The organism is Massilia jejuensis (assembly GCF_042656795.1).
GTDB lineage: Bacteria > Pseudomonadota > Gammaproteobacteria > Burkholderiales > Burkholderiaceae_D > Telluria > Telluria jejuensis.
Map to the genome: position 1 here is coordinate 1 of NZ_JBHSMS010000063.1, position 23,605 is coordinate 23,605.

General features: G+C 66.5%; 23 protein-coding genes. 4 read left to right on the top strand and 19 right to left on the bottom strand.

Annotated features, from left to right (window positions below; genetic code table 11):
• The coding region (locus ACFPOU_RS19105) for an IS1595 family transposase (protein ID WP_465263293.1) at window positions 1-336 on the top strand (336 nt) is incomplete at its 5' end.
• 118 nt (window positions 337-454) lie between these two features.
• Here the strand turns inward: ACFPOU_RS19105 and katG are convergent.
• Window positions 455-2,677, bottom strand: coding sequence for a catalase/peroxidase HPI (katG, locus tag ACFPOU_RS19110; RefSeq protein WP_379724955.1), 2,223 nt, complete (start codon window positions 2,675-2,677; stop codon window positions 455-457).
• A gap of 317 nt (window positions 2,678-2,994) precedes the next feature.
• The gene (locus tag ACFPOU_RS19115) at window positions 2,995-5,361 is read right to left on the bottom strand and encodes an ATP-binding protein (RefSeq protein ID WP_379724958.1); all 2,367 of its coding nucleotides are present in this window, start codon (window positions 5,359-5,361) and stop codon (window positions 2,995-2,997) included.
• 136 nt (window positions 5,362-5,497) lie between these two features.
• Here ACFPOU_RS19115 and ribA point away from each other — a divergent pair, with 136 nt between their 5' ends.
• The 3 genes from ribA (at window position 5,498) to ACFPOU_RS19130 (ending at window position 8,626) form a co-directional block, all read left to right on the top strand.
• Window positions 5,498-6,145 carry a GTP cyclohydrolase II gene (ribA, locus tag ACFPOU_RS19120; RefSeq protein WP_379724961.1) on the top strand — a complete coding sequence of 216 codons (648 nt, stop codon included), beginning with the start codon at window positions 5,498-5,500 and terminating at the stop codon, window positions 6,143-6,145.
• 78 nt (window positions 6,146-6,223) lie between these two features.
• On the top strand, window positions 6,224-7,639 hold the full coding sequence (locus tag ACFPOU_RS19125; RefSeq protein WP_379724964.1) for a S1 family peptidase: 1,416 nt from the start codon (window positions 6,224-6,226) through the stop codon (window positions 7,637-7,639).
• 24 nt (window positions 7,640-7,663) lie between these two features.
• Window positions 7,664-8,626 (top strand): FHA domain-containing protein, encoded by a 963-nt coding sequence (locus tag ACFPOU_RS19130; protein WP_379724966.1) that lies wholly within the window; start codon window positions 7,664-7,666, stop codon window positions 8,624-8,626.
• 92 nt (window positions 8,627-8,718) lie between these two features.
• On the opposite strand, the gene ACFPOU_RS19135 is transcribed toward ACFPOU_RS19130, so the two are convergent.
• The 17 genes from ACFPOU_RS19135 to nuoI form a co-directional block, all read right to left on the bottom strand.
• Window positions 8,719-9,999: a hypothetical protein gene (locus ACFPOU_RS19135; RefSeq protein ID WP_379724969.1), complete on the bottom strand. Its 1,281-nt coding sequence runs from the start codon at window positions 9,997-9,999 to the stop codon at window positions 8,719-8,721.
• Between the two features lie 400 nt (window positions 10,000-10,399).
• Window positions 10,400-10,999, bottom strand: a complete 600-nt coding sequence (locus tag ACFPOU_RS19140; protein WP_379724972.1) for a TIGR01841 family phasin — start codon at window positions 10,997-10,999, stop codon at window positions 10,400-10,402.
• A gap of 281 nt (window positions 11,000-11,280) precedes the next feature.
• The gene (locus tag ACFPOU_RS19145) at window positions 11,281-11,835 is read right to left on the bottom strand and encodes an NADPH-dependent FMN reductase (RefSeq protein ID WP_379724975.1); all 555 of its coding nucleotides are present in this window, start codon (window positions 11,833-11,835) and stop codon (window positions 11,281-11,283) included.
• A gap of 79 nt (window positions 11,836-11,914) precedes the next feature.
• Entirely contained in the window at window positions 11,915-12,223 is a 309-nt protein-coding gene (locus ACFPOU_RS19150; RefSeq protein WP_379724978.1) for a hypothetical protein, read from the bottom strand.
• Window positions 12,224-12,225: 2 nt separating this feature from the next.
• Window positions 12,226-13,488 carry an MFS transporter gene (locus ACFPOU_RS19155; RefSeq protein WP_379724981.1) on the bottom strand — a complete coding sequence of 421 codons (1,263 nt, stop codon included), beginning with the start codon at window positions 13,486-13,488 and terminating at the stop codon, window positions 12,226-12,228.
• 135 nt (window positions 13,489-13,623) lie between these two features.
• Window positions 13,624-13,941 carry a DMT family transporter gene (locus tag ACFPOU_RS19160; RefSeq protein WP_379724984.1) on the bottom strand — a complete coding sequence of 106 codons (318 nt, stop codon included), beginning with the start codon at window positions 13,939-13,941 and terminating at the stop codon, window positions 13,624-13,626.
• An 84-nt stretch (window positions 13,942-14,025) separates the two neighbouring features.
• The gene (gene ispF, locus ACFPOU_RS19165; protein ID WP_379724987.1) at window positions 14,026-14,538 is read right to left on the bottom strand and encodes a 2-C-methyl-D-erythritol 2,4-cyclodiphosphate synthase; all 513 of its coding nucleotides are present in this window, start codon (window positions 14,536-14,538) and stop codon (window positions 14,026-14,028) included.
• Between the two features lie 5 nt (window positions 14,539-14,543).
• A complete protein-coding gene (gene ispD / locus ACFPOU_RS19170; RefSeq protein ID WP_379724990.1) occupies window positions 14,544-15,248 on the bottom strand; it encodes a 2-C-methyl-D-erythritol 4-phosphate cytidylyltransferase in 705 nt (234 codons plus the stop codon).
• Window positions 15,245-15,937 (bottom strand): hypothetical protein, encoded by a 693-nt coding sequence (locus tag ACFPOU_RS19175; protein WP_379724993.1) that lies wholly within the window; start codon window positions 15,935-15,937, stop codon window positions 15,245-15,247. Before ACFPOU_RS19175 ends, ispD begins: the two co-directional genes overlap by 4 nt.
• Window positions 15,938-15,948: 11 nt before the next feature.
• The gene (locus tag ACFPOU_RS19180; RefSeq protein ID WP_379724996.1) at window positions 15,949-16,506 is read right to left on the bottom strand and encodes an NUDIX domain-containing protein; all 558 of its coding nucleotides are present in this window, start codon (window positions 16,504-16,506) and stop codon (window positions 15,949-15,951) included.
• A 107-nt stretch (window positions 16,507-16,613) separates the two neighbouring features.
• Window positions 16,614-16,934 carry a DUF2818 family protein gene (locus tag ACFPOU_RS19185; RefSeq protein WP_379724999.1) on the bottom strand — a complete coding sequence of 107 codons (321 nt, stop codon included), beginning with the start codon at window positions 16,932-16,934 and terminating at the stop codon, window positions 16,614-16,616.
• Between the two features lie 5 nt (window positions 16,935-16,939).
• Window positions 16,940-18,442 (bottom strand): NADH-quinone oxidoreductase subunit NuoN, encoded by a 1,503-nt coding sequence (gene nuoN, locus ACFPOU_RS19190; protein WP_379725002.1) that lies wholly within the window; start codon window positions 18,440-18,442, stop codon window positions 16,940-16,942.
• A 15-nt stretch (window positions 18,443-18,457) separates the two neighbouring features.
• Entirely contained in the window at window positions 18,458-19,969 is a 1,512-nt protein-coding gene (locus ACFPOU_RS19195; RefSeq protein ID WP_379725005.1) for an NADH-quinone oxidoreductase subunit M, read from the bottom strand.
• Between the two features lie 22 nt (window positions 19,970-19,991).
• The gene (nuoL, locus tag ACFPOU_RS19200; protein ID WP_379725008.1) at window positions 19,992-22,055 is read right to left on the bottom strand and encodes an NADH-quinone oxidoreductase subunit L; all 2,064 of its coding nucleotides are present in this window, start codon (window positions 22,053-22,055) and stop codon (window positions 19,992-19,994) included.
• Window positions 22,056-22,108: 53 nt separating this feature from the next.
• The gene (gene nuoK, locus ACFPOU_RS19205; RefSeq protein ID WP_056333562.1) at window positions 22,109-22,417 is read right to left on the bottom strand and encodes an NADH-quinone oxidoreductase subunit NuoK; all 309 of its coding nucleotides are present in this window, start codon (window positions 22,415-22,417) and stop codon (window positions 22,109-22,111) included.
• Window positions 22,414-23,073 (bottom strand): NADH-quinone oxidoreductase subunit J, encoded by a 660-nt coding sequence (locus ACFPOU_RS19210; RefSeq protein ID WP_379725011.1) that lies wholly within the window; start codon window positions 23,071-23,073, stop codon window positions 22,414-22,416. Before ACFPOU_RS19210 ends, nuoK begins: the two co-directional genes overlap by 4 nt.
• 32 nt (window positions 23,074-23,105) lie before the next feature.
• Window positions 23,106-23,594: an NADH-quinone oxidoreductase subunit NuoI gene (gene nuoI / locus ACFPOU_RS19215; protein WP_290423001.1), complete on the bottom strand. Its 489-nt coding sequence runs from the start codon at window positions 23,592-23,594 to the stop codon at window positions 23,106-23,108.
• Window positions 23,595-23,605: the final 11 nt, after the last annotated feature.

Here is a 23,605-nt window from a genome sequence, read left to right on the forward strand (position 1 = left end):
ACCAAGGGACAGTTGCACCGGCATCTGTTACCTGTGCTTGACCCCCACGTTCTGCTGGTAACGGACGGGCATCGGGCGTACCGGAGCTTTGCGCGCGAAGCAGGCATCTCGCACCAGTATGTGAACCTGCGCCTGGGCGAGCGGGTGCGCGGCGCCGTCCATGTGCAAAACGTGAATGCCTATCACCGCCGATTCAGGCAATGGCTGGCACGCTTCCATGGCGTAGCCTCACGCTACTTGCCGAATTACCTGGGCTGGCGCCGGGCGCTCGATGGCGAGCGCATTGCGTCACCGGAGCGCTTCCTGCGAGCGGCAATGGGACTCGTCCACACGTAACGGTGACAGCGCCAAAAAAAATCCCCCCGCGGTGTTCGCGGGGGGATTTCCGGTGGCCTGCCGTCGCCGGCCAGCCGTGCGCGCGGCCGATTGCCCGGCCGGGCGCCCTGGGCAAGCTTCAGTCCTTGCGGTAACGCAGGTCGTAGCGGTCCAGTTCCATGACCTTGGTCCATGCCTTCACGAAGTCGTCCACGAAATGGGCGGCGCCGTCACGGGCGGCATAGACTTCCGACAGCGCGCGCAGCTGCGCGTTGCTGCCGAAGATCAGGTCGGCCAGGGTCGCGGTCCAGCGGCGCTCGCCGGTGCTGCGGTCGGTGCCCTCGAACAGGTGGGCGCTGCCGTCCACGCGCTTCCATGCAGTGCGCATATCGAGCAGGTTGACGAAGAAGTCCGGCGTGAGCGCGCCGATCCTGGTGGTAAACACGCCATGCTGCTCGTTGCCGCTGGTCGCGCCCAGGGCGCGCATGCCGCCCACCAGGGCCGTCATTTCCGGCGCCGTCAGCATCAGCAGGTTCGCCTTGTCGATCATCGCGTTGGCCACGTTGCCCACGCCCCGCGTGTGGATATAGTTGCGGAAACCGTCGACCGCGGGTTCGAGCACCTCGAAGGAGTTGACATCGGTCTGCTCGCGCGAGGCGTCCATGCGGCCGGGCCGGAACGGCACCCGGATCTCGTGTCCGGCCGCTTGCGCCGCCGCTTCCACGGCGGCGCAGCCGCCCAGCACGATCAGGTCGGCCAGCGACACCTGCTTGCCGCCGGCGGCGGTGGCGTTGAATTGCTGGCGGATCGTGTCGAGCTCGGCCAGCACGCGCGCCAGCTCGGCCGGATCGTTCGCTTCCCAGTCCTTCTGCGGCGCCAGGCGGATGCGGGCGCCGTTGGCGCCGCCGCGCATGTCGCTGCCGCGGAACGTGGACGCCGAGGCCCACGCCGTCTTCACCAGTTCCTGCACCGACAGGCCCGAGGACAGCACCCTTGCCTTCAGGGCGGCAATGTCCTGCTCGTCCACCAGTGGGTGGTCGGCTGCGGGGATCGGGTCCTGCCACAGCAGCTCCTCCTGGGGTACCAGCGGGCCCAGGTAGCGCTGTTTCGGTCCCATGTCGCGGTGGGTCAGCTTGAACCAGGCGCGCGCGAAGGCGTCGGCGAACGCGTCCGGGTCGGCCAGGAAGCGGCGCGCGATCTTTTCGTAGGCCGGATCGAAGCGCAGCGCCAGGTCGGCCGTGGTCATCATCGGCTGGTGCAGCTTGCCCGGGATGTGGGCATCGGGCACGTTGCGTCCGGCGTCGCCCACGGGCTTCCACTGGTGCGCGCCGGCCGGGCTGGTCGTCAGTTCCCATTCGAAGCCGAACAGGGTTTCCAGGTAGCTCATGTCCCAGGTCGTCGGCGTCGCCGTCCACGCCCCTTCGAGTCCGCTGGTGATGGCATGCGCGCCGATGCCGCTTTCGTAGCTGCTCTTCCAGCCCAGGCCCAGCTCCTCGATATTGGCGCCTTCGGGATCGGCATTCAGGTGGTGCGCGGGGCCGGCGCCGTGGCATTTGCCGAACGTATGGCCGCCGGCGACCAGCGCCACGGTTTCCTCGTCGTCCATGGCCATGCGGCCGAAGGTGTCGCGGATGTCGCGTGCCGAACCGAGCGGGTCGGGCTTGCCGTTCGGACCTTCCGGATTCACGTAGATCAGGCCCATCTGCACGGCGGCGAGCGGCTTGGCCAGCTCGCGCTCGCCACTGTAGCGCTCGTCGCCCAGCCAGGTCGATTCCGGACCCCAGTCGATCGGCAGCGGTTCCCAGATGTCCTCGCGTCCGCCGCCGAAGCCGAAGGTCTTGAAGCCCATCGATTCGAGCGCCACGTTGCCGGCCAGGATCATCAGGTCGGCCCACGAAAGCTGCTTGCCATACTTCTGCTTGATCGGCCAGAGCAGCCGGCGCGCCTTGTCCAGGTTGCCGTTGTCGGGCCAGCTGTTGAGCGGCGCGAAGCGCTGTTCGCCCGAGCGTGCCCCGCCACGGCCGTCGAAGATGCGGTAGGTACCCGCCGAATGCCACGCCATGCGGATGAAGAAGGGGCCGTAGTGGCCGTAGTCGGCGGGCCACCAGTCCTGCGAGTCGGTCATCAGGGCGTGCAGGTCGGCGATGACGGCATCGAGGTCGAGCGCCTGGAATTCCTTGCGGTAGTCGAAGTCCTCCAGCATCGGGTCGCCCAGCTTGGCATGCTGGTGCAGCACGCTCAGGTTCAGCTGGTCCGGCCACCAATGGGCGTTCGTGCGCGTCTGTTTCTGCTTCCTGTCATGCCCCATGGGACACTTGATTTCCGTTTCGGCCGTATTCACATCCATTTCCTTGTCGTTCATGCTGCGCTCTCCTGGGCTGTAGACCGGATGGGCAGGCTGCCCGACTCGCCGGCTGGCGCGAGATCCGATCCGATATCGATAGCATAAAACAATGACGTAACACTTTCCAATTGTTTTTATATATTAATCGAATAGGAAACCGATAGCCCGATCCCGCCAGCGGGTGTCGCACAGCCATCGTCAACAGTTGGCAACAACAGCTGGGGTCAAGTCTGACATTCGGACGCGTGCTCTGCCGTACCGGCACGGACGGAACACGTTCCGGCCTCATGCGGCCCGCATCGCCGGCCCGCCGGCCGATCGCGCAAGCCGCCGTCCTACCGGCCCGTCTCGGTGGACGCCGGCGGCGTCTCCTGCTCGGCGAGCGGCAGGTCGACCCGGAACACGGTCCCCGCCCCCTGCCTGGTTTCAAAACTGATCTGTCCGCCATGCTCCTCGACCAGGCTGCGGGTAATCGACAGCCCCAGTCCGGTACCGCCCTTCTGGCGCGTGTCGGCCCCGTCGGCCTGGGCGAAGCGCTGGAAGACGCGCGGCTGGAAGGCTTCCGGGATGCCCGGACCCTGGTCGCGCACCGACAGACGCGCGGCCCCTTCGTGCCTGCACAGCGCCAGCGTCACCGTCGCGCCGCGGTGCGAGAATTTGATCGCGTTCGACAGCAGATTGGTCAGCACCTGCACCAGGCGGTCGTGATCGATCGCGGCCGACAGCGCACGCGCGCCGTCTTCGCAGTCCAGCGCCAGCCGCACGCCCATCTGGGCGGCGTAGGCCTGCATCGCGTCGATCGCATGTTCGGCCACCGGCAGCAGCGGCTGGGGGCGGCGCTCGAACTGCATGCTGCCGGCCTCGATCTTCTGGATATCGAGCACGTCGTTCACCAGGCGCACCAGGCGCTCGCAGCTCTGGTGCGCGATCTCGACCAGGCCGGCTACGTCCGGCGGCAAGGTGCCGGCGATGCCGTCGGCCAGCATCGACAGCGAAGCGCGGATCGAGGTCAGGGGCGTGCGCAGTTCGTGCGAGACGGTGGCGACGAATTCGCTTTTCAGGCGGTCGACTTTCCTGCGCTCGGAAATATCGTGCAGGAAGACGGCGAAGAAGCTGCCACCCAGGCCCGCGGCCAGGCCCGCCGTCATCTCGATCGGGAATTCGACGCCCTGGCGGTTGATGACGATGCGCTCGACGCGGCGCTCGAGCAAGGGGCTGTGGCCGGTCGTGCGCACCATGTCGATGGCCTTGTAGGTGCTCGGGCGGAAGCGCTCGGGCACGATCAGTTCCGACATCGGCCAGCCCAGCACCTCGGAACGCTTCCAGCCGAACATGCGCTCGGCGGCGCTGTTCCAGTCGGTGACCAGGCCGCGCATGTCGACGCCGATGAAGGCGTCCTGGGCCGCCTCGACGATGGCGCCGATGCGCTGTTCGCTCGCCTGCACCGCGACCAGGGCGCGTTCGAGCTCCGCGGTGCGCGCCTCGACCCGCGCTTCGAGCGTGGCATTCACGCCGCGCAGTTCGTGGCGGCGCTGGCGCAGGTCGGTCAGCAGCGCATTCAGGGTGGCCGACAGCGTCTCGACCTCGACATAGCTGCCCGCGCCCGAGGCAAGCTGCCGGTTTTCGCCGCCGCGAATGCGTTCGGCCTCCTTCACCAGCCGTCCGAGCGGACGCGTGATGTAGCGCGCCAGGACCACGCCGACGAGCGAGAACAGCAGCGCCAGGCCGATGCCGCTCCAGAGCGCGCGCTGGCGCAGCGCCCGGGCCGGCGCGTAGGCGTCGGCTTCGGCCTGGCGCACCAGCACGGTCCAGCCCAGGCCCGGATAGGCGTCGAAGCCGCGGCTGCGGCTGAAGCCGACCAGGTAGGAGGCGCCGTCGGGCCAGCGCTCGACCAGGTAGCCGGCGTCCTGGCGCTGGGCCGCGCGCAGGCTGGGCAGGTCGAGCTTCTTGCCTTGCAGCGAGGCGGGACCGAGCAGCACGTCGCCCTCGCTCCCGACGATCAGCGCCTCGATCCTGCCGCGCGCGGCGACCTGGGCAATCACCGAGCGTTCGACCGAGCGCGCCCACTGCCAGGACAGGTGCACGCCGAGCACCCCGAGCGTCTTGCCCGCGCCATCCTTGTAGGGGAAGGCGACATCGACGAAGCGCAGCGGCTCGTTGTCCGGGGCGGGCAGCAGCTTGGCCAGCAGTACCGCCTCGTGCACGTCACCCACGTTGATGCCCTTGAGCGCGTTGCGGAACCACGGCCGCTGCGAGACATCCGCGCTTTCGAGCAAGCCGCGTCCGGCAACCTGCACCCGGCCGTCGACATCGGCCATGCCGATCCAGTCGTAGTAGCCATAGGATTGCTGGATGCTGTCGAGGACGGCGCGGCGCTGCGCGAGGCTGCCGCCCGTCGGACCGAGGTCGCGCCGCTGCGCCAGCAGTTTGACTTCACGGTAGCGTTCGTACATGCCGCGGTCGAGCTTGTCGGCCGTCTGCAGGGCCAGTTCGCGCAGGCCGTGGCCGATGCCGGTTTCGACCTGGCCGGTGGCGGCGACGTCGACCACCTCGACCATCAGCACGGTAAGGAAGATCGACAGCAGGGAAAAGGCCAGCGCCAGCCAGCTGCCGAGGCCGCGCCGGGCCGGCTTGCGCGCGGGCGCGGCCTCGCCCGCGTCGGCAGCGGGCGGGGTGGGAAGGGAGTTCGGGGAGCGATTCATTGGAAGCAAGTGATTTTCCTATAGCGCAAGAGTAACATGCGGCCACCCTTGCCGGGAATGCCGCGCCCTCCGGACGCACGGCCGCGGCCGATTTCTCTTATACTTATCGGTTATATCCACCGCAACAGAACAGAGCATGTCCAATCACCCCACGCCCGCTCCCTTGCTCGACTACGTCACATCCTGCGCGTTGCCCACGCCCTGGGCCCAGTTCACGCTGCATGCGTTCGTCGAGCATGCAACGGGCAAGGAGCACCTGGTCATGGCCCTGGGCGACATCGGCAACGGCGAGCCGGTGCTGGCGCGCGTGCACTCGGAATGCCTGACCGGCGACGTCCTGTTCTCGCAGCGCTGCGACTGCGGCGCCCAGCTCGAAGGCGCCCTGAAGCGCATCGCCGCCGAGGGCCGCGGCGCGCTGCTGTACCTGCGCCAGGAAGGGCGCGGCATCGGGCTGATCAACAAGATGCGCGCCTACCGCCTGCAGGAAGCCGGCGTCGATACGGTCGAGGCGAACCTGCAGCTGGGCTTTCATGCCGACGCCCGTAACTATGAACTGTGCCTGCCGATGCTGGAACAGTTCGGCATCAGGCAGGTCAAGCTGATGACCAACAATCCGCGCAAGATCGACGCCCTCACGCGCCTCGGGATCGAGGTGACCGAACGGGTGCCGCTCCTGGTCAACCGCAACGCCTTCAATAACAGCTATCTCGACACCAAGCAGGCCAAGCTGGGCCACATGATGGGCACGCCCGTCGCCGCGGTGGCCGAAGATGGCCAACTGTAACGTCCTGCAGACAGCCTGCTAGGGTGGCAAGATAGCAGTCATGACTGCCATCGCGGCCTTGCCGCATGTTCGCCACCGATGAAATTTGTCGCCAGCCTATTGCTTGCTTGCTGCCTGGGCGCGGCCGTGGCCGCCCCCGCCGGCGACCGCGCCGGCGCGCGCGCCGCGCCGCAGAGCGGCAAGGACCCGGTGCCGCCGGCCCTGCCTCCGGCGCCGCCTGGCGCCACGCCGCCGGCGCCCGGCCCCGGCGAAATCGATACCACGACCGCCCTGCCGCCGCCCTCCTCGGCCGCGCAGCAGCTCTATTCGTCGGCCCAGGCCGACCTGCTGCAGATCCGCATGCTGCTGAAAAACGGCCGCACCCAGTCGACCGTGGGCTCGGGCTTCCTGGTCGGCACCAGCAACCTGGTACTGACCAACTACCACGTGGTCTCGCAGATGGCGCTCGACCCGGACGTGTATGCCGGCGAATACGTCGACACCGACGGCAGGCGCGGCCCGGTCGAACTGCTGGCGGTCGATGTGCTGCACGACCTGGCGGTACTGCGCGTGAACCGCAACGGCAGCGGCTTTTTCATCGTGCCGGAAAAGCCGGTGAAACTGACCCAGGGACAAGACCTGTACTCGCTCGGCAATCCGCTCGACCTGGGCTTCGCCATTTCGGAAGGCGCGTACAACGGCGTGGTCAGCCGCAGCTTCTACGACCAGCTCATCTTCAGCGGCCCGATCAACGCGGGCATGAGCGGCGGGCCGAGCGTGACGGCCGGCGGCACCGTCGCCGGGATCAATGTTTCTAAAAGGCGAGACGGCGAGGCGGTCAGCTTCCTGGTCCCGGTGAAATACGCGCAGGAATTGCTGCGCCGGGTCGCCCTGCAGCGCGCGACGCCGCGGGACTTCAACCCCCTGATTGCCGAACAACTGTTGGCACACCAGCGCGCGATGGTTGCCCGCCTGCTCGACACGCCGCTGGCGATCAAGAACATGGGACCGTATCTGGTGCCGGTGCGCGAGTCGGGCCAGGTGCGCTGCTGGGGCCGCTCGAACTTCATGGCAGAAGCCACCTTCAGCTCCGATACGCTCAACTGCGCGATGGAGTCCGCCATCTACGTGTCCGACACCCAGCAGACCGGCAAGGTGTCGATGACCCATACCTATCTGCGCTCGGCCGACCTGCATCCGCTGCGCTTCGCGGCGCTGGCGAGCAGCCAGTTCGGCGTCGACCGGCTCGGCACCACCCGCGACGCGCGCCTCACCGGGCCGCTATGCAGCGAGCGCTTCGTGCACGCGAATACCCTGCCGCTGCGCGCCGTGACCTGCGTACGTGCCTACCGTAAATTTCCCGGGCTATATAACTTCACGCTACTCACGGCCAGCACGGACAATGCGCAGGCCAGCCTGCAAAGCCGGCTCGACGTGTCGGGCGTGTCCTACGACAACGGCATGCGCGTCGCGCGCGCCTTCCTGAACGCGCTCGGGCGTAGCGGGAAGTTATGAGGGAGCTCGCATGAAGGCCGGCGCATGAAGGGTCCGTGGTTCATCGAAACCCTGGCGCGTAACGGCGACGTGCTGCACCGGCACCGGGTCGACGGGCTGCCGATCCGCATCGGGCGCGGCTACGAGAACGATTACATTCTCGACGACCCCTATGCCGCGCCGCGCCACGCGCTGGTGGAAGCGGGCGCGGACGGCGCCCTGCTGCTGCGCGACCTCGGCACCCGCAACGGCGTGGTGCACGCGGGCAAGCGCAGCGCCTCGCTTGCGCTGACGGGCGACACCGTCGTGCGCCTTGGCCATACGACGCTGCGCATTCGCGCCGCCGACTTCCCGGTCCCCGGCGAACTGGTCGACCGCACCATGCACGGCTGGGAAGGCGCCCTGCCCGGCCTGGCCGGCGCCCTGCTGGTGGGCCTGGTCGCCCTGTTCACGATGTGGCTGGCCGATACCCAGGCCTTCCGCCCCTTCCGCTACCTGCTGGCGCTGGCCTACGGCCTCGGCGCAGGGCTGGTCTGGAGTGGCCTGTGGGCCCTGGGCAACCGCCTGTTCGGGCGCCATGCACGGCTCGGGCGCCACCTGTTTATTTTCGGCTGCGGCATCGCGGCCCTGATGCTGTTTCGGCTCGCCTCTTCCGCGGTCGGCTACGCCTGGTCGATCGAAGTATTCACCCGCTATGGCTCGCATGTGGCGATCCTGCTGGTGGCCGGCATGGTCTATTTTCACCTGGCCACCGTCAAGCCCGGGCCGCGCCGGCGCTACGCCATCATCTGCGCCGCCCTGTCCGTGCTCGGCTCGGGACTGGTGCTGATCAGCAATGAACAGCGCAACGGGCGCCTGGCCGACGAACTCTACATGTCGGTCCTGCTGCCGCCCGCCATGCGCGCGACGCCGGACGACAGCGTGGACGAATTCATGGCCGATGTGGCGGCCATGAAGGAAAAGCTCGACCGTGAACGGCGGGATGGGGAGCGTGCCGCCGGCAAGTGAGAACGCAGGACCGACCCGGCGAGCGCCGCGGCGCCGGTCGGCCGGTCGCGCAGGCATCGTGCATACAGGCCTCGCCGTGAACCGCGCGTGCGTCAGCGCCCGCGGCAGGCGAATCCATATTCGGTCACGCTGCAGCCCCGCTTGACGCATTGCTCCGCGTGATAGCCACGTTCCCTGCATGCCCGCAGGGTTGCCGCCAATGTGGTGCCGCGTCCGGACGACCGTTCCGCCGGCATGGCCGGTGCGCGTGCGGGCGTACCGGCCGACTCGCCCCTGCTCCTTGTCGTCGCCGGCGCGGCTGGCGCGCCGGACTGCTCGCGCGCCAGCCGCGCCGGCCGCTTCGGCGAAGGGGTAGCGGGCGCGCGTTGCGCGACCGGTGCCGGCTTGCGCGCGCCCTGGCGCTCGGCCCGCCCCGCCGCCGCCTTCGGGGGGCTCGGCCGGGGCGTGGCGGCGGGCGTCGGCTCGCGTTCCAGCATCACCAGCGGTGGCACGCCGGGCGCAGAAGGCGCCGGCGGCGCGCCGGGCGCCACGCCCAGGCCGGCGCCGGGGCGCTCCGCAGCCTCCTTGGGAGCAGGCGCTGGCGCCTGGATGGGTTGCGCGGCCTGCGGTCTTTCTCGCGCCGCACCGGCGACGAGCGCGAGCGTCCCGGCGTCCTTGCGCTCCTGGTAGGCCCAGCGGCCGCCCTGGATGAGCAGCGCGCCCAGCAGCAGGGAGGCGGCCCCGAGGAGATAGCGCCGCCTGGACCGGGTCAGCCCGGTTGGAACAGGCGTAAACGGATCGGCTTCGCGCGGCGGCGCCGCGGGTGGTGTGAAGTCGAACAGCGGATCTTGCCGCGCAGCCACCCTGGGCGTCGGGTTCAGGTTCAGATTCGGGCTCGAATTCAGGTTCAGATCCGGGTTCGGTCTCGAATTCAGGTTCAGATTCGGGCTCGGGTTCAGGTTCAGATTCGTGCTCGGGTTCAGATTCGGGCTCGGGTTCGGGCTCGGGCTCAGACGCGGGGTCGGGCTCGGATTCAGGCTCGGGCTCGGACTCGGGTTCAAGTTCGGGCTCGGGCCCAGGTTCAGGTTCAGGTTCAGGTTCAGGCTTGGGCTCGGACTCGGGTGCAGGCTTGGGCTCGGACTCGGGTGCGGGCTCGGGCTCGGGCTCGGGACAGGCGTGGCCTCGGCCGGGGGAATGGCAGCCGGCGCGGGCTCGGCTGGAGGATCGGCAAGTCCGTGCCGCACCTCGGCCGGCGCAATGGCGGGCGCGTGCTGCTGCCCGGGAGCGACGAACTGCGCCTCCAGGGTGGCGATTTCCTCGAAGATGTCGTGCAGGTCCAGCGCCGTGGGGGGCGGGTCAGGCTGCTGCGGCGTCGGTATCGGCGGCTCTTCCACAGGTTTTTGCCGCCACACGCCGAGGGCGGAGCGGGGCCTGGCCGCCTGCGCCTTCCCTGCGGGTGCGCGGTCTTGCACCGCTTTGTCTGCGCTCGAAAGTCCGGATGGTTTAACAGGCGTAAGAGATAAGGTCGCGCTTTGGCCGATGTCTTCAAGCAATTGCGTTTTCATGATGTGCTACCCACTCCGCGGTTCCGAGGGTAGAGCTTAGCGCCTTTTGCACATTGTGTCGGTCCGGTTTGCAAGAAGATGTAAGCGGGCACCTTCGCCCGCCTTGCCCCCTGACATGCGCGGGCCGTCGCACACGATGCGCGCGGTAGCGGAGAATCAGCCGGCCGGACTGGCTCCCCGCTCCATTCATCGTGTCGGCGCGGCCTCGCGCCCGGCCTCAGGCGCCGCTCTACGCGCCCTTGCCTGGCTGGGAACCGGCCGGCGTGCCAACCGGCCGCTGGGCGCTGCTGCCCTGGCTGGAACCGGAACCGGCGCCGGCGCTCTGCATGCTGGCGCCTGCCTCGCCGTTGCCCTGCGCGCGGTCATGGCCATTGCCGGTCTTGAACGGATCGACGAAGCGCTGCAGCGTGTCCTGGCCCTGGCGCAGGCCGCGCTGGGTTTCTTCGGTGGCAGTGCGGGCTACCTCGTCGGCCAGCTGGCGTGCGGTGCGGGTGGTGGTTTGCACGTGCTGTTCGGTCACGCGGGCCAGCTCGACCTGGGCGTCGGCAGCCACGCGCGAAATGTGCTGCTGGTAGGCGCGCAGTTTCTCGGTGGCGGGCTGGGCGCGCGACGCGGCGGCGCTCAGCACTTCGGTCTGGCGGTCGGCGGTCAGGATCTGCTGGCCCGCCAGTGCGGTTTCCTCGAGCATGGTCTGGACCAGCTGGATGTTCAGGTCGCACATCTGCTGGAAGGATTGGAACAGCGATTTCGACATGTCGTTCAAGAAGGCGGTCTGTGCGTCCAGGTGGGTACGCACTGCTGGAGTGACTGATTGGGAAAATGGATACATGCTTGCCTCATTCATGGGTAATGGTTATTGGAGTAATGCGTGGAGTAGTCTGGCGACCGGCCCCGGGGGCCGCGCCGACGGTCCGCCGGAAGCCGTCATGTCCGTCACGAACTGGCGTCTTCCGCACGAAGCATCAAGGCTAGGGCAGCACGCTGCCCTGCGTTTGCGCTAAATCAAAAGTGTGCGGGCACGCCGACGCGCCGGCGATGCGGACCGGGTACGACAACGGCCCCTTCACCGGCAGGCGAAGGGGCCGTCGCGCAGGCGGCGCCTGCGTGCGATCAGCCGGCGTTACGCTCGACCCAGCCGGCGAAGGTGTCGACGAAGGTTTGCAGGAAGCCACGCAGCGACTCGTCGGTGAGGCGGTCGCCGTCGAACTTGTCGGCGATGCCGCCGAGATAGGCTTCCGGCGCCGGCATGGCCGGCATGTTCAGGAAAGGCAGCATCTGGCGCAGGTGGTGGTTGGCGCCGAAGCCGCCCAGCGCACCCGGCGACTGGCTGACGATGGCGCAGGGCTTGCCGGTCCAGGCCGCCTTGCCGTAGGGCCGCGAGCCGACGTCGATCGCGTTCTTCAGCGCGCCCGGCACCGAGCGGTTGTATTCCGGCGTGATGAAGAGGATGCCGTCGGCGGCGCGGATGCGTTCGCGAAAGGCGGCATAGGCCGGCGGCGGCGTGGCGGTGTCGATGTCCGGGTCGTAGATCGGCAGGTCGCGGATCTCGACGATGTCCATGTCGAGCTTGCCTTCAGCCAGCTGGCTCATCACCTTGGCCAGCTTGCCGCTGTACGAATCCTTGCGCAGGCTGCCCACCACGATCGCGATTTTTTTCGATGCCATGCGATTCCCTCTTTTTTGTTTGCAAGGTTCTGATAGTAACGATTTCAATGCAAGCCGCGCGCGCGGCTCGGCCCGCGGCTCAGATGCGTCCGCGCCGGAATGCCGCCAGAAATTTCCTGGCCTGCGCCGCACTCAGCACCTGCACCGGGTCGCCATGCCAGGCGAACAGGAAAGGTTCGCCGCCGAGCCGGTCGGTCAGCTTGGCGTTGAGCAGGAAACGGGTGCCGGGCGGATAGCGGTCCGGGTCGCTCAGGGCGCGTGCGCAGCGCACCTGCATCGTGGGCGCGAAGGCCTGGCCCGGCATCGGGTGGATGCGCAGGCGGCCCGTGCGCGCGTCGGGCACCGAGTGCACCGCCACTTCGCGGTAGGCCCAGGTATCGCGCGCCATCCCTAAGCCTTGGCCAGCGGCGCGTTCGCGCGCACCACCGGCGCCTCGCGGATCGGCAGGTTGACCAGGGCCGCGGCCAGCGCCAGGGCGATATCGGCGTACCACATCCAGCTGTAGTCGCCGAAGCGCACGAACGCCAGGCCGCCCAGCCAGGCGCCGAAGAAGCCGCCGATCTGGTGCGACAGCAAGGTCAGGCCGAACAGCGTGGCCAGGTAGCGCGTGCCGAACAGCTTGCCGACCAGCCCGGCCGTGGGCGGCACCGTGGCCAGCCAGGTAAAGCCGAGCGCGGCGGCGAGGATATAGAAGGTCATGGCCGTTTTCGGCGCCAGCAGGTAGAGCGCGATGATCACCGCGCGGCTCAAGTACATCAGGGCCAGCAGGTTTTTCATCCGGTAGCGTGTCGACAGCGCGCCGGCCGTCAAGCTGCCCGCGATATTGAACAGGCCGATCAGCCCGAGCGCGGTGCCGGCCACGCCGACCGGCAGGCCGCACAGCGCCACCTCCCCCGGCAGGTGGGTGACGAGAAAGGCGATGTGGAAGCCGCAGGTGAAAAAGCCCGCGTGCAGGCACAGGTAGCTGCGGTCGCGCAGGGCTTCGCGCAGCTGCTGGGTCAGGCCGATGCCGGGCAAGGGAGCGGCGCCGGCCGCGGCGACGGTTTGCTGCGCGGCCGGGCCGGGGGGCCGGCGGCGGCCGCGCATGAGCCAGGCCAGCGGAATGGTCAGCAAGGTGGTGGCGGCCATCGTGAACATGGCGACGATCCAGCCGGGGCCGGCAATCAGGAATTGCATCAGCGGCGAAAAGACGAACTGGCCGAAGGAGCCGCCGGCGTTGATGAAGCCCGAGGCAAACGGCCGGCGCGCGGGCGGCAAGCGCTGGGCGGTGGCGCCGATCAGGATCGAGAAGCTGCCGGCGCCGGCGCCCGCGGCCGAGAGCACGCCCATGGTCAGCAGCAGGCCCCACTCCGAGCTGACGAAGGGGGTGGCGGCCAGCCCGGCGGCCAGCAGCAGCGCGCCGAGCACGATCACGCGCGCCGGCCCGTACTTGTCGGCGATGGCGCCGAATACAGGTTGCGAGGCGCCCCACATGAACTGGCCGACCGCCAGCGCGAAGCTGATCGTCGCCACGCCCAGGCCGGTCGCGGTATTCAGGGGCGAGAGGAAGAGACCGGTCGTCAGGCGCGCGCCCATCGTGATCATCAGGATCGCGCTGGCGGCGAGGATCAGGAGCCAGGCGGCGCGTGGCGACATGTCGGTGGAGGTGCTCATCGTCTTCCCGTGATTTGCCGCGTGCACAGGCAGGCGGAACTGGAATGGAAGTGTAACAACGAAGCGCAGGTCTTGCCGGCAAGCCCCGTTTATCGCAGCGTGGCGGCGGCCGCGCCGGCCGCATCCGGCCCGCGGCTACGGCGCCGACAGTTTCATCAGCACCATGCCGCAGACGATCAGCAGCGCGGCCAGGATGCGCATCGGGCTGACCGCCTCGCCCAGCACCCCGATCCCGACAAGGAACGCGCCCACCGCGCCGATGCCGGTCCAGACCGTGTACGCGGTACCGAGTGGAATGCTGCGCATCGACAGCGACAGCAGCGTGAAGCTGGCCACCATCACGGCGACCGTGACGAGCGCGGGAAGCGGACGCGTGAAGCCGTCCGACTGCTTCATCGCATACGCCCAGACGACTTCGAGGATTCCTGCGACAACCAACATGCTCCAGGCCATGACGGCTCCCTTCGTAAGAGCCGGGCCGTCCCGGACGTCGATTCCCACGATGGGGGGAGGTCGTCCTCCCGAAAGATGCGCCGCTCAGGCGCCGGTGCGGATCAGCAGGGCCACCGCTTCGGCAGCCATTCCCTCTTCCCGGCCCAGGTAGCCGAGTTTTTCATTCGTCTTGGCTTTGACGTTCACCTGCTGCGGCGACACGCCCAGGTCTTCGGCGATGCGCGAAACCATGTGCGGGATGTGCGGCGCCATCTTCGGCTGCTGGGCGATGATGGTGGCGTCGATGTTGCCGATCGTATAGCCGGTGGCGACGACGCGCGTGGCCGCCTCGCGCAGCAGGGTGCGCGAATCGGCGCCGGCGAACATCGGATCGGTATCCGGGAAATGCTTGCCGATGTCACCCAGGGCGGCGGCGCCGAACAGCGCGTCGATGATCGCATGCAGCAGCACGTCGGCGTCGGAATGGCCGAACAGGCCGAGCCGGTGCGGGATGGTCACGCCGCCGACGATGAGTTTGCGGCCCTCGACCAGGCGGTGGCAGTCGTAGCCGGTGCCGATGCGAAACGGTGGGGTCGGGTTGTAGGATGCGAGTGCCATGGTGTTTATAATAGTTCTGGTTGGGTCGTTGCCAAATACATTTCTGCGATGCGCACGTCTTGCGGCAGCGTCACCTTCAGGTTGCGCGGATGGCCTTCGACCAGTTTCGGCGCCAGGCCGAGCGCTTCCACGGCGGAGGCGTCGTCGGTGACCTGGCTCGGGTCGCGCACCGCCGCCAGCGCGTCGCGCAGCAGCCGGTAGCGAAACATCTGCGGCGTCTGCGCCAGCCACAGGCCTTCGCGCGAAACGGTGCCGAGTTCGCCGCCGAGGCTGCGCTTGACGGTGTCGACCACGGGCAGCGCGAGCAGGCCGCCGACCGCATGCTCGCCGGTGCCGGTGATCAGCTTTTCGATAAGCGCCTCGTCGAGGCCGGGCCGGGCGGCGTCGTGCACCAGCACCCAGTCGTTCTCGCGCAGCGTGGGCGCCAATGCCGCCAGGCCGTTGCGCACGGATTCCATGCGGGTCGCGCCGCCGCAGCGCAAGACCGTCACGCCGTGGCTGGGGACGACGCTGTCGATGACAGGGTCGTCCGCGCTGACGACGACATAGGTGTGCGCGATCAGCTCGCTGAACAGGAAGGCGTCGATGGCATGGCGCATCATCGGCTTGCCGCCGATTTTCAGGTATTGCTTCGGTCCGCTCGCAGCCATGCGCGCGCCGACGCCGGCGGCGGGGATCAGGGCGAAATAACGGGGTGCCAGGGAATTCATGTGCGTCTTCTGCTGTGTGCCGGTCTGATAAGAGACTGTACCTCACCTGCGCAAACTTTGCCGAGACGCGCATATTCTTGCGGCGTATCGATGGCGGCCTGCAAGCGCTCGACTTTCACCATCTCGTTCCTGATGAAGGGCAGCCATGCGCTGTCGATTTCGCGCTGCAGCAGGCTGCGCACCTGGCCCGCCGGCGCGTACAGGGGCTTGCCCTGGAAGCGGCGCGCGAGCGCGTCGCCGACCACCTTTTCGGCACGCGGCAGGAAGTCCAGGTAGATGTCGCGGTGGCGCAGCTCGTGCGCCAGGATTTCGCGGTAGGCGCAGGTGCCGGGGGCGAATTCGCGTCCCACGTACACCACGATCGGCAGATAGGTAAGCTTGACTTCCAGGCGCGGCGCCACGCATTCGTAGCCGCTGGCCGGGTCGCTCAGGATGCGGCTGCTGATGCCGACCATCACGCGCGACTCGGTGCGCGTGAGCCCCAGCACGAAGCTGCCGGGGGTGCGGTCGCGCTTCATGCCCGACAGGCCGTGCAAGGATTGGGTGTTGTCGATCCGGTAGCCGTTCTGCTGCGAGCTCAGGACCGAGACGCTTTGTCCGATCGTGTCCTCGCAGCGCGCCTGGAACGCGGTGCGCGCCCAGGCCGGCGCGCAGGCGCACAGGAGCAGCAACGCGAACAGCGGCTTCATGGCGAAGATGCCTACCCGGGCGACCAGGCCCCGCTGATGATTTTTTCGAGCCAGAACGCGCCGATGATGGTTTTGACGTCGGTCACCTGCCCCGCCTTCACCATGTCGAGCAGCTCGGGCACGGTGGCCGTGAAGATCTCGAGGAACTCGCCTTCGTCGAGCCTGGCCTGGCCGGCGCTCAGGCCGCGCGCGAGGAACAGTTCGAGGTGCTCGTCCGAGTAGGCGATCGCATTGTGGATGGTGCAGAGGTAGCGCCAGTCGGTGGCGGTGTAGCCCGTTTCCTCTTCCAGCTCGCGCCTGGCGCAAGCGAGGTGGTCTTCGCCCGGATCGATTTTACCGGCCGGAAATTCGACGAAGACGCGGTCGTTCGGGTAGCGGAACTGGCGTTCGAGCAGCACGCGGCCGTCGTCGAACAGGGGCAGGATCACGACCGCGCCAGGATGGCGGATGTATTCGCGGTGCGACACCTTACCGTCCGGCAGCTGGATGCGGTCGCGCGAGACCTTGAGAAAATGACCGTCGTAGGCAAGTTCACCGTCGAGGCGAATCTCTTTCAGATGAGAATCCATTGAACTCCCGTTTTCGAATGGGTTGGACTGCGGCTGCGGGCGTCAAAGAAAGCCCCGAGGGCAAGGCAGCGCCGCATGGCGCGCGCGGCTTCACCTTTCCTGGACGCTCACACGCGGCGCTTCAGGTAGCGCAGGACAAATCCCGGGAACGCCAGCACGATGAACAGGCAGCCGGTGACGGCATAGAATTCCCAGCCCTGGGCAAACACGTTGCCGATGCGCGATTCCAGCAGATAAGCGACCGCACCGACGAGGAAGTATAGAACAAGCAGCTCGAGCAGGCGCGCGAGGAAGGACTTGGCGCGCTCGTGCCCGTCCCGCCCGGGTTTCAGGGGAATGAACCCGAACACGCGCTCGTTCGCGAAGGGAAGATTGGCCGCCGCCAGGGCGATGGCGACCACGATCCAGGTGGCGAACGAGATATCCACGCGCGTCAGGAGTTGAGGGTCAGCTGCATCGCGTGCAGGCAGGCGCTCAGCAGCGTGCCCGGGACCAGGCCCAGCAGCACGACCAGCACGCCGTTGATCGACAGCGCCACGCGCATGTCGCCATGGGTGACGATCGCGCTGGTGTCGGCCGCCTCGTCGAACCACATCGTCTTGACGACGCGCAGGTAGTAGAAGGCGCCGATCAGCGAGAACATCACCGCCACCACCGCCAGCCAGACGGCGCCGGTGTTGGCGATTGCCTGCAGCACCGCCCACTTGGCCATGAAGCCCATCATCGGCGGCACGCCGGCCAGCGAGAACATCAGGATCGTCATGACGACCGCGAACCACGGGCTGCGGCGGCCCAGGCCCTTGAAGTCGGCCAGTTGCTCGGCTTCGAAGCCCGAGCGCGCCAGCATCATGATCAGGCCGAAGCTGCCCAGGGTGGTGAGCACATAGGTGATCGAGTAGTACATCGCGGCGCTGTAGGCGGCGCCCATGTTCGAGCGGTCCTCGCCCACCACGCCGGCCAGCATGCCGAGCAGTACGAAGCCCATCTGGGCGATCGTCGAGTAGGCCAGCATGCGCTTGATGTTGGTCTGGGCGATCGCGGTCAGGTTGCCGATGGCCAGCGACAGCACGGCCAGCACCAGCAGCATCTGCTGCCAGTCGTAGGCCAGTTCGCCCAGGCCTTCGACCAGGATGCGGATGACCATCGCGAACGAGGCCAGCTTCGGCGCGCCGCCCAGCAGCAGGGTCACTGCCGTCGGCGAACCCTGGTACACGTCCGGCACCCACATGTGGAAGGGCACCGCGCCCAGCTTGAAGGCCATGCCGGCCACCAGGAACACCAGGCCGAAGACCAGCATCGTGCGGTTGGCGCCGCCGGCGGCGGCCGCGGCGATCTCGGGCAGGTTGAGCGAACCGGTGGCGCCGTAGATCATCGAGATACCGTAGAGCATGAAGCCCGAAGCCAGCGAACCGAGGATGAAGTATTTCATCGACGCTTCGGTCGAGGTGGCGTGGTCGCGGCGCAGGGCCACGAGCGCATACAGGGCGAGCGACATCAGTTCCAGGCCGAGGTAGATCGACAGCATGCTGTTACCGGAGATCATGATCATCTGGCCCAGCATCGAGAACAGCGCGAGCACGTAGAACTCGCCGCCCAGGTTATCCGACAGCATGCCGCGGTCGGTGGCGTACTGGCGCGAATACACGAGGGTCACGCCCACCGCGAGGTAGGTGAACAGTTTCAGCAGGTTCGCCATCGGGTCCGACACGTACATGCCGTCGAAGGTGTAGACCGTTGCGCCGGCATTGTAGTCGGCCCAGCTGAACACCGCGCAGCCGACCAGCGTCAGCAGCGACAGGTAATAAGTGACGTTGCGGCGCGACCCCTTCAGGTACAGGTCGATCAGCAGGATCGCGGAAGCGGCGACCAGCAGGAAGATTTCGGCGTAGACCGGCACCAGGTTGGTGTCGCTTGCCGCTAGCAGAGTGTTGTTCATGGCGTAGATTTCGATTTATTGAGGCAGCTGCGGAAGCTTGCTCACGGACACATGCTGGAGCAGGTCGGTCACCGAGGTCTGCAGCGTCTCGGCGATCGGCGCAGGATACAGGCCCATGTACAGCGTGGCGATTGCCAGCACGGCCAGGATCGCGAATTCACGCTTGTTCAGGTCGACCAGTTCGGCGACGTGCTGGTTGCCGATCGGACCGAAGACGACGCGCTTGACCATCCACAGCGAGTAGGCGGCGCCCAGGATCAGCGCGGTCGCGGCCAGCAGGCCGGTCCAGAAATTGAACTGCACGGCGCCCAGGATGACCATGAATTCGCCGATGAAGCCCGAGGTGGCCGGCAGGCCGGCATTGGCCATCGAGAACAGCACGGCGAAGGCCGCGAACTTCGGCATCGTATTGACGACGCCGCCGTAGTCGGCGATTTCACGCGAGTGGACGCGGTCGTAGAGCACGCCGATGCACAGGAACATCGCGCCCGAGACGAAGCCGTGCGAGATCGATTGCATGATGCCGCCCTGCACGCCCATGTCGTTGAAAATGAAGAAGCCGAGGGTGACGAAACCCATGTGGGCGATCGACGAATAGGCGACCAGTTTCTTCATGTCCTTCTGGACCAGGGCCACCAGGCCGATATAGATCACGGCGATCAGCGACAGCACGATGACGAAAGGCGCCATGTAGTGCGAGGCGTCCGGGGTGATCGGCAGCGAAAAACGCAGGAAGCCGTAGGCGCCGAGTTTGAGCATGATCGCGGCCAGCACGACCGAGCCGCCGGTCGGCGCTTCGACGTGGGCGTCCGGCAGCCAGGTGTGCACCGGCCACATCGGCACCTTGACGGCGAAGGCCATGAAGAAGGCGATGAAGATCAGGATCTGTTCCTTCATGCCGAGCGGCTGCACATGCCACTTCTGGATATCGAAGGTGCCCGAGACGTTGTACAGGTAGATGATCGCGACCAGGGTCAGCAGCGAGCCGAAGAACGTGTACAGGAAGAACTTGAATGCCGCATACACGCGGTTCGGGCCGCCGAAGACGCCGATGATGATGAACATCGGGATCAGGGTCGCTTCGAAGAAGAAGTAGAACAGCAAGCCGTCGAGCGAGGCGAACACGCCGATCATCAGTCCCGACAGCAGCAGGAAGGAACCCATGTACTGGGAAACCCGTTCCTGGATCACTTCCCACGCCGCGACAATGACGATGATGTTGATGAAGGCCGTCAGCGGAATGAACCACAGCGACAGGCCGTCGACACCGAGGCGGTAGAAGATGTTGAAGGCGCCGATCCAGGGCGTGGCTTCGTAGAACTGCATGCCATGGGCGGCATTGTCGAAGTTCGTGATCAGCGGGATCGTCACGACGAAGCTCACGAGCGCACCGGCGAGCGACAACCAGCGCACGAAGCCGGCGTTCTTGTCGCGTCCCACGGCCAGCACGAGCACGCCGAACAGGATCGGGAGCCAGATTGCCAGGCTCAGGTAAGGAGGAAATGTAGAGATCGTAGACTGCATCATTTGTCTTTTTCTTTGCCTGTGATTAGCGCCAGAACGGGAAGAAGTACAGCAGGGTCGCCATGACGCCCACGATCATCACGAACGCGTAGTGATAGATGTAACCGGTCTGGAAGGTGCGCGTGATGGTCGAGAACCAGCCGACCATCCTGGCCGAACCGTTGACCAGCAGGCCGTCGATCAGCGCGCGGTCGCCCGCCTTCCACAGGCCGTTACCGGTGGCGCGGGCGCCGCCGGCGAACACGACCTGGTTGAACTTGTCCATGTAGTACTTGTTGTCCAGCAGCGTGTGCAGGAAGGTGAACTTGGCGTAGAACCAGGCCGGGACGCGCGGATTGACCATGTAGCAGTAGTAGGCGAAGGCCACGCCCGCCAGCGCCAGCCAGAACGGGGCCGTCATCAGGCCGTGGGTCGCCATCGCCAACGGGCCATGGAACTGCTCGCGCAGGGTGGCCATCGCGGTGTGGTTCTCGCCGACGAAGATCACGTCCTTGAAGAAGTCGCCGTGCAGCATCGGGGCGATCGTCAGGTAGCCGATGATGACCGACGGGATCGCCAGCAGGATCAGCGGCAGGGTCACCACCCAGGGCGACTCGTGCGGCTTGTCGCCGGGCTGCAAGCCGTGGTGATGGTGGTCGTCATGCGCGTCGTGTTCGTCTTCCTCGTGGTGCGCGTCCGAATCGTGTCCTTCGCTGTGTTTCACGGGATGGTTCCAGCGCGACTCGCCGTGGAAGACCATGAAGTACATGCGGAACGAATAGAAGGCGGTGACGAACACGCCGGCCAGGACCGCGAAGTTGGCGAAACCGGCGCCCGGGATGTTCGAGGCGTGCACCGCTTCGATGATCGAGTCCTTCGAATAGAAGCCCGAAAACAATGGCGTACCGATCAGGGCCAGCGAGCCCAGCAGCGAGGTGATCCAGGTGATCGGCATGTACTTGCGCAGGCCGCCCATGTTGCGCATGTCCTGGTCGTGGTGCATGCCGATGATGACCGAACCGGCGCCCAGGAACAGCAGTGCCTTGAAGAAGGCGTGGGTCATCAGGTGGAACACGGCGACCGAATAGGCCGAGGCGCCCAGGGCGACCGTCATGTAGCCCAGCTGCGACAGGGTCGAATAGGCGACGACGCGCTTGATGTCGTTCTGGATGATGCCCAGGAAGCCCATGAACAGCGCGGTGATCGAACCGATGACGATGACGAAGGAGAGCGCACCGTCGGACAGCTCGAACAGCGGCGACATGCGCGCCACCATGAAGATGCCGGCCGTGACCATGGTCGCGGCGTGGATCAGTGCCGAGATCGGGGTCGGGCCTTCCATCGAGTCGGGCAGCCAGACGTGCAGCGGGAACTGGGCCGACTTGCCCATCGCGCCGATGAACAGGCAGATGCAGGCGGCCGTCAGCAGCGGCCAGCTCGACCCGGGCACGCTCATGCCGACCAGCTTGTCCGCTTGCGCGAAGGTTTCGCCGTAGTGCATCGTGCCCGAGGCGGCCAGCAAGAGGCCGATGCCGAGGATGAAGCCGAAGTCGCCGACGCGGTTGACCAGGAAGGCCTTCATGTTGGCGAAGATCGCGGTCGGACGGGTGTACCAGAAGCCGATCAGCAGGTACGACACCAGGCCCACCGCTTCCCAGCCGAAGAACAGCTGCAGGAAGTTGTTCGACATGACCAGCATCAGCATCGCGAACGTGAACAGCGAGATGTACGAGAAGAAGCGGTTGTAGCCCTCGTCCTCGGCCATGTAGCCGATCGTGTAGATATGCACCATCAGCGACACCGAGGTGACGACGCACATCATCATTGCAGAGAGCGCATCGATCTGGAAGCCGACCGCCAGCTTGACGGTGCCGACCTGCATCCAGGTGTAGATATCTTGGTTGAAGGAAGCGCCGTCGAGCACCGCCATCAGGGTCTGCACCGAGATGATCAGGGCGATCAGGACACCGAGGATGGTTGCAGTGTGGGAGACCTTGCGGCCGACCATGTTACCCAGGAACTTAGTACCCAGCAGGCCGGCGATTGCCGATCCCGCCAGCGGCGCCAGCGGCACCGCAAGTAAGAGTGAGGAAGAAAGTTGCCCCGCCATGTTGAACCTTAATCGTTATTGTTTATCGAGCCGAGTTAACGAGCCAAACCGGGTCAGCCCTTGAGGCTGTCGAGGTCTTCCACGTTGATCGTGTCCAGGTTGCGGAACAGGACCACCAGGATGGCCAGGCCGATCGCCGATTCGGCGGCGGCCACGGTCAGGATGAAGAACACGAAGATCTGCCCCGCCGCATCACCGAGGTAATGCGAGAAGGCGATGAAGTTCAGGTTCACTGCCAGCAGCATCAGTTCGATGGCCATCAGCAGGATGATGATGTTCTTCCGGTTCAGGAAAATGCCGACGATCGAGATCGCGAACAGGATCGCGCCCAGGACCAGGTAGTGTGCGAGCGATAAAGTCACGAGTTCTGCTCCTTGTTCTGCGCGGCTGCGGCGGCGGCCACGTTGGCCTCGTCGATGGCGCGCTGGTTCACCGACGCCATCTTGACGATGCGCAGGCGGTCGTTGCGCTGGACGCGCACGGCGGCGCCCGGGTCGATGGCCTTGCTGTCCTTGCGGCGGCGCAACGTCAGGGCGACGGCGGCGATGATCGCCACCAGCAGGATCACGGCGGCGATCTCGAAGCCGTAGATGTACTTGGTATAGATCAGCAGGCCCAGTTCCTTGGTGCCGCCGATGTTCAGGGCGGCCGCTTCCGGGGTCTGGGCGAAGTCGCTGTAGCCGTTCCACAGCACCAGCGCCATTTCGATGACGATCACCGCGCCGATGACCGATGCCATCGGGAGATAACCCCAGAAGCCCTCGCGCATGCGGTCGACATTAATGTCGAGCATCATCACCACGAACAGGAACAGCACCATGACGGCGCCGACATAGACCAGCACCAGCACGATGGCGAGGAACTCGGCCTTGAGCAGCAGCCAGATGCCGGCCGCGTTGAAGAACGCGAGCACGAGGAAGAGCGCGGCGTGCACCGGGTTCTTCGCGGTGATGACGCGCAGCGCGGACAGCACCATGACGGCCGCGAAGACGTAGAACAAACCAGTTGTGAATTGCATGACTGACGGGACCTTTTCTTGTTAGCGACGCATCAACGATACTTCGCGTCAGCCGCGCGGGCCGCGGCGATGTCGGCTTCGTAGCGGTCGCCCACGGCCAGCAGCATCTCTTTGGTGTAATAGAGATCGCCGCGCTTTTCGCCGTGGTATTCCAGCACATGGGTCTCGACGATCGAGTCGACCGGGCAGGACTCTTCGCAGAAGCCGCAGAAGATGCACTTGGTCAGGTCGATGTCGTAGCGCGTGGTGCGGCGCGTGCCGTCCTCGCGCTGCGCCGATTCGATCGTGATGGCCATCGCCGGGCAGACCGCCTCGCACAGTTTGCAGGCGATGCAGCGCTCTTCGCCGTTCGGGTAGCGGCGCAGCGCGTGCAGCCCGCGGAAGCGGTTCGACATCGGCGTCTTCTCTTCCGGATACTGCACCGTGATCTTGCGCGACAAGGCGTACCGGCCCGTCAGGGCCAGACCCTTGAACAGTTCGGTCAGCATCAGGCTGCCGAGGATTTCTTTGATTCGGTTCATGTGAATGCGCT

Excerpts from the sequence above, each read along its gene's own strand:
- katG (WP_379724955.1), bottom strand. The coding sequence starts at position 2,677 with ATGAACGACAAGGAAATGGATGTGAATACGGCCGAAACGGAAATCAAG.
- ACFPOU_RS19115 (WP_379724958.1), bottom strand. The coding sequence starts at position 5,361 with ATGAATCGCTCCCCGAACTCCCTTCCCACCCCGCCCGCTGCCGACGCG.
- ribA (WP_379724961.1), top strand. The coding sequence starts at position 5,498 with ATGTCCAATCACCCCACGCCCGCTCCCTTGCTCGACTACGTCACATCC.
- ACFPOU_RS19125 (WP_379724964.1), top strand. The coding sequence starts at position 6,224 with ATGAAATTTGTCGCCAGCCTATTGCTTGCTTGCTGCCTGGGCGCGGCC.
- ACFPOU_RS19130 (WP_379724966.1), top strand. The coding sequence starts at position 7,664 with ATGAAGGGTCCGTGGTTCATCGAAACCCTGGCGCGTAACGGCGACGTG.
- ACFPOU_RS19140 (WP_379724972.1), bottom strand. The coding sequence starts at position 10,999 with ATGTATCCATTTTCCCAATCAGTCACTCCAGCAGTGCGTACCCACCTG.
- ACFPOU_RS19145 (WP_379724975.1), bottom strand. The coding sequence starts at position 11,835 with ATGGCATCGAAAAAAATCGCGATCGTGGTGGGCAGCCTGCGCAAGGAT.
- ACFPOU_RS19150 (WP_379724978.1), bottom strand. The coding sequence starts at position 12,223 with ATGGCGCGCGATACCTGGGCCTACCGCGAAGTGGCGGTGCACTCGGTG.
- ACFPOU_RS19155 (WP_379724981.1), bottom strand. The coding sequence starts at position 13,488 with ATGAGCACCTCCACCGACATGTCGCCACGCGCCGCCTGGCTCCTGATC.
- ACFPOU_RS19160 (WP_379724984.1), bottom strand. The coding sequence starts at position 13,941 with ATGGCCTGGAGCATGTTGGTTGTCGCAGGAATCCTCGAAGTCGTCTGG.
- ispF (WP_379724987.1), bottom strand. The coding sequence starts at position 14,538 with ATGGCACTCGCATCCTACAACCCGACCCCACCGTTTCGCATCGGCACC.
- ispD (WP_379724990.1), bottom strand. The coding sequence starts at position 15,248 with ATGAATTCCCTGGCACCCCGTTATTTCGCCCTGATCCCCGCCGCCGGC.
- ACFPOU_RS19175 (WP_379724993.1), bottom strand. The coding sequence starts at position 15,937 with ATGAAGCCGCTGTTCGCGTTGCTGCTCCTGTGCGCCTGCGCGCCGGCC.
- ACFPOU_RS19180 (WP_379724996.1), bottom strand. The coding sequence starts at position 16,506 with ATGGATTCTCATCTGAAAGAGATTCGCCTCGACGGTGAACTTGCCTAC.
- nuoN (WP_379725002.1), bottom strand. The coding sequence starts at position 18,442 with ATGAACAACACTCTGCTAGCGGCAAGCGACACCAACCTGGTGCCGGTC.
- ACFPOU_RS19195 (WP_379725005.1), bottom strand. The coding sequence starts at position 19,969 with ATGATGCAGTCTACGATCTCTACATTTCCTCCTTACCTGAGCCTGGCA.
- nuoL (WP_379725008.1), bottom strand. The coding sequence starts at position 22,055 with ATGGCGGGGCAACTTTCTTCCTCACTCTTACTTGCGGTGCCGCTGGCG.
- ACFPOU_RS19210 (WP_379725011.1), bottom strand. The coding sequence starts at position 23,073 with ATGCAATTCACAACTGGTTTGTTCTACGTCTTCGCGGCCGTCATGGTG.
- nuoI (WP_290423001.1), bottom strand. The coding sequence starts at position 23,594 with ATGAACCGAATCAAAGAAATCCTCGGCAGCCTGATGCTGACCGAACTG.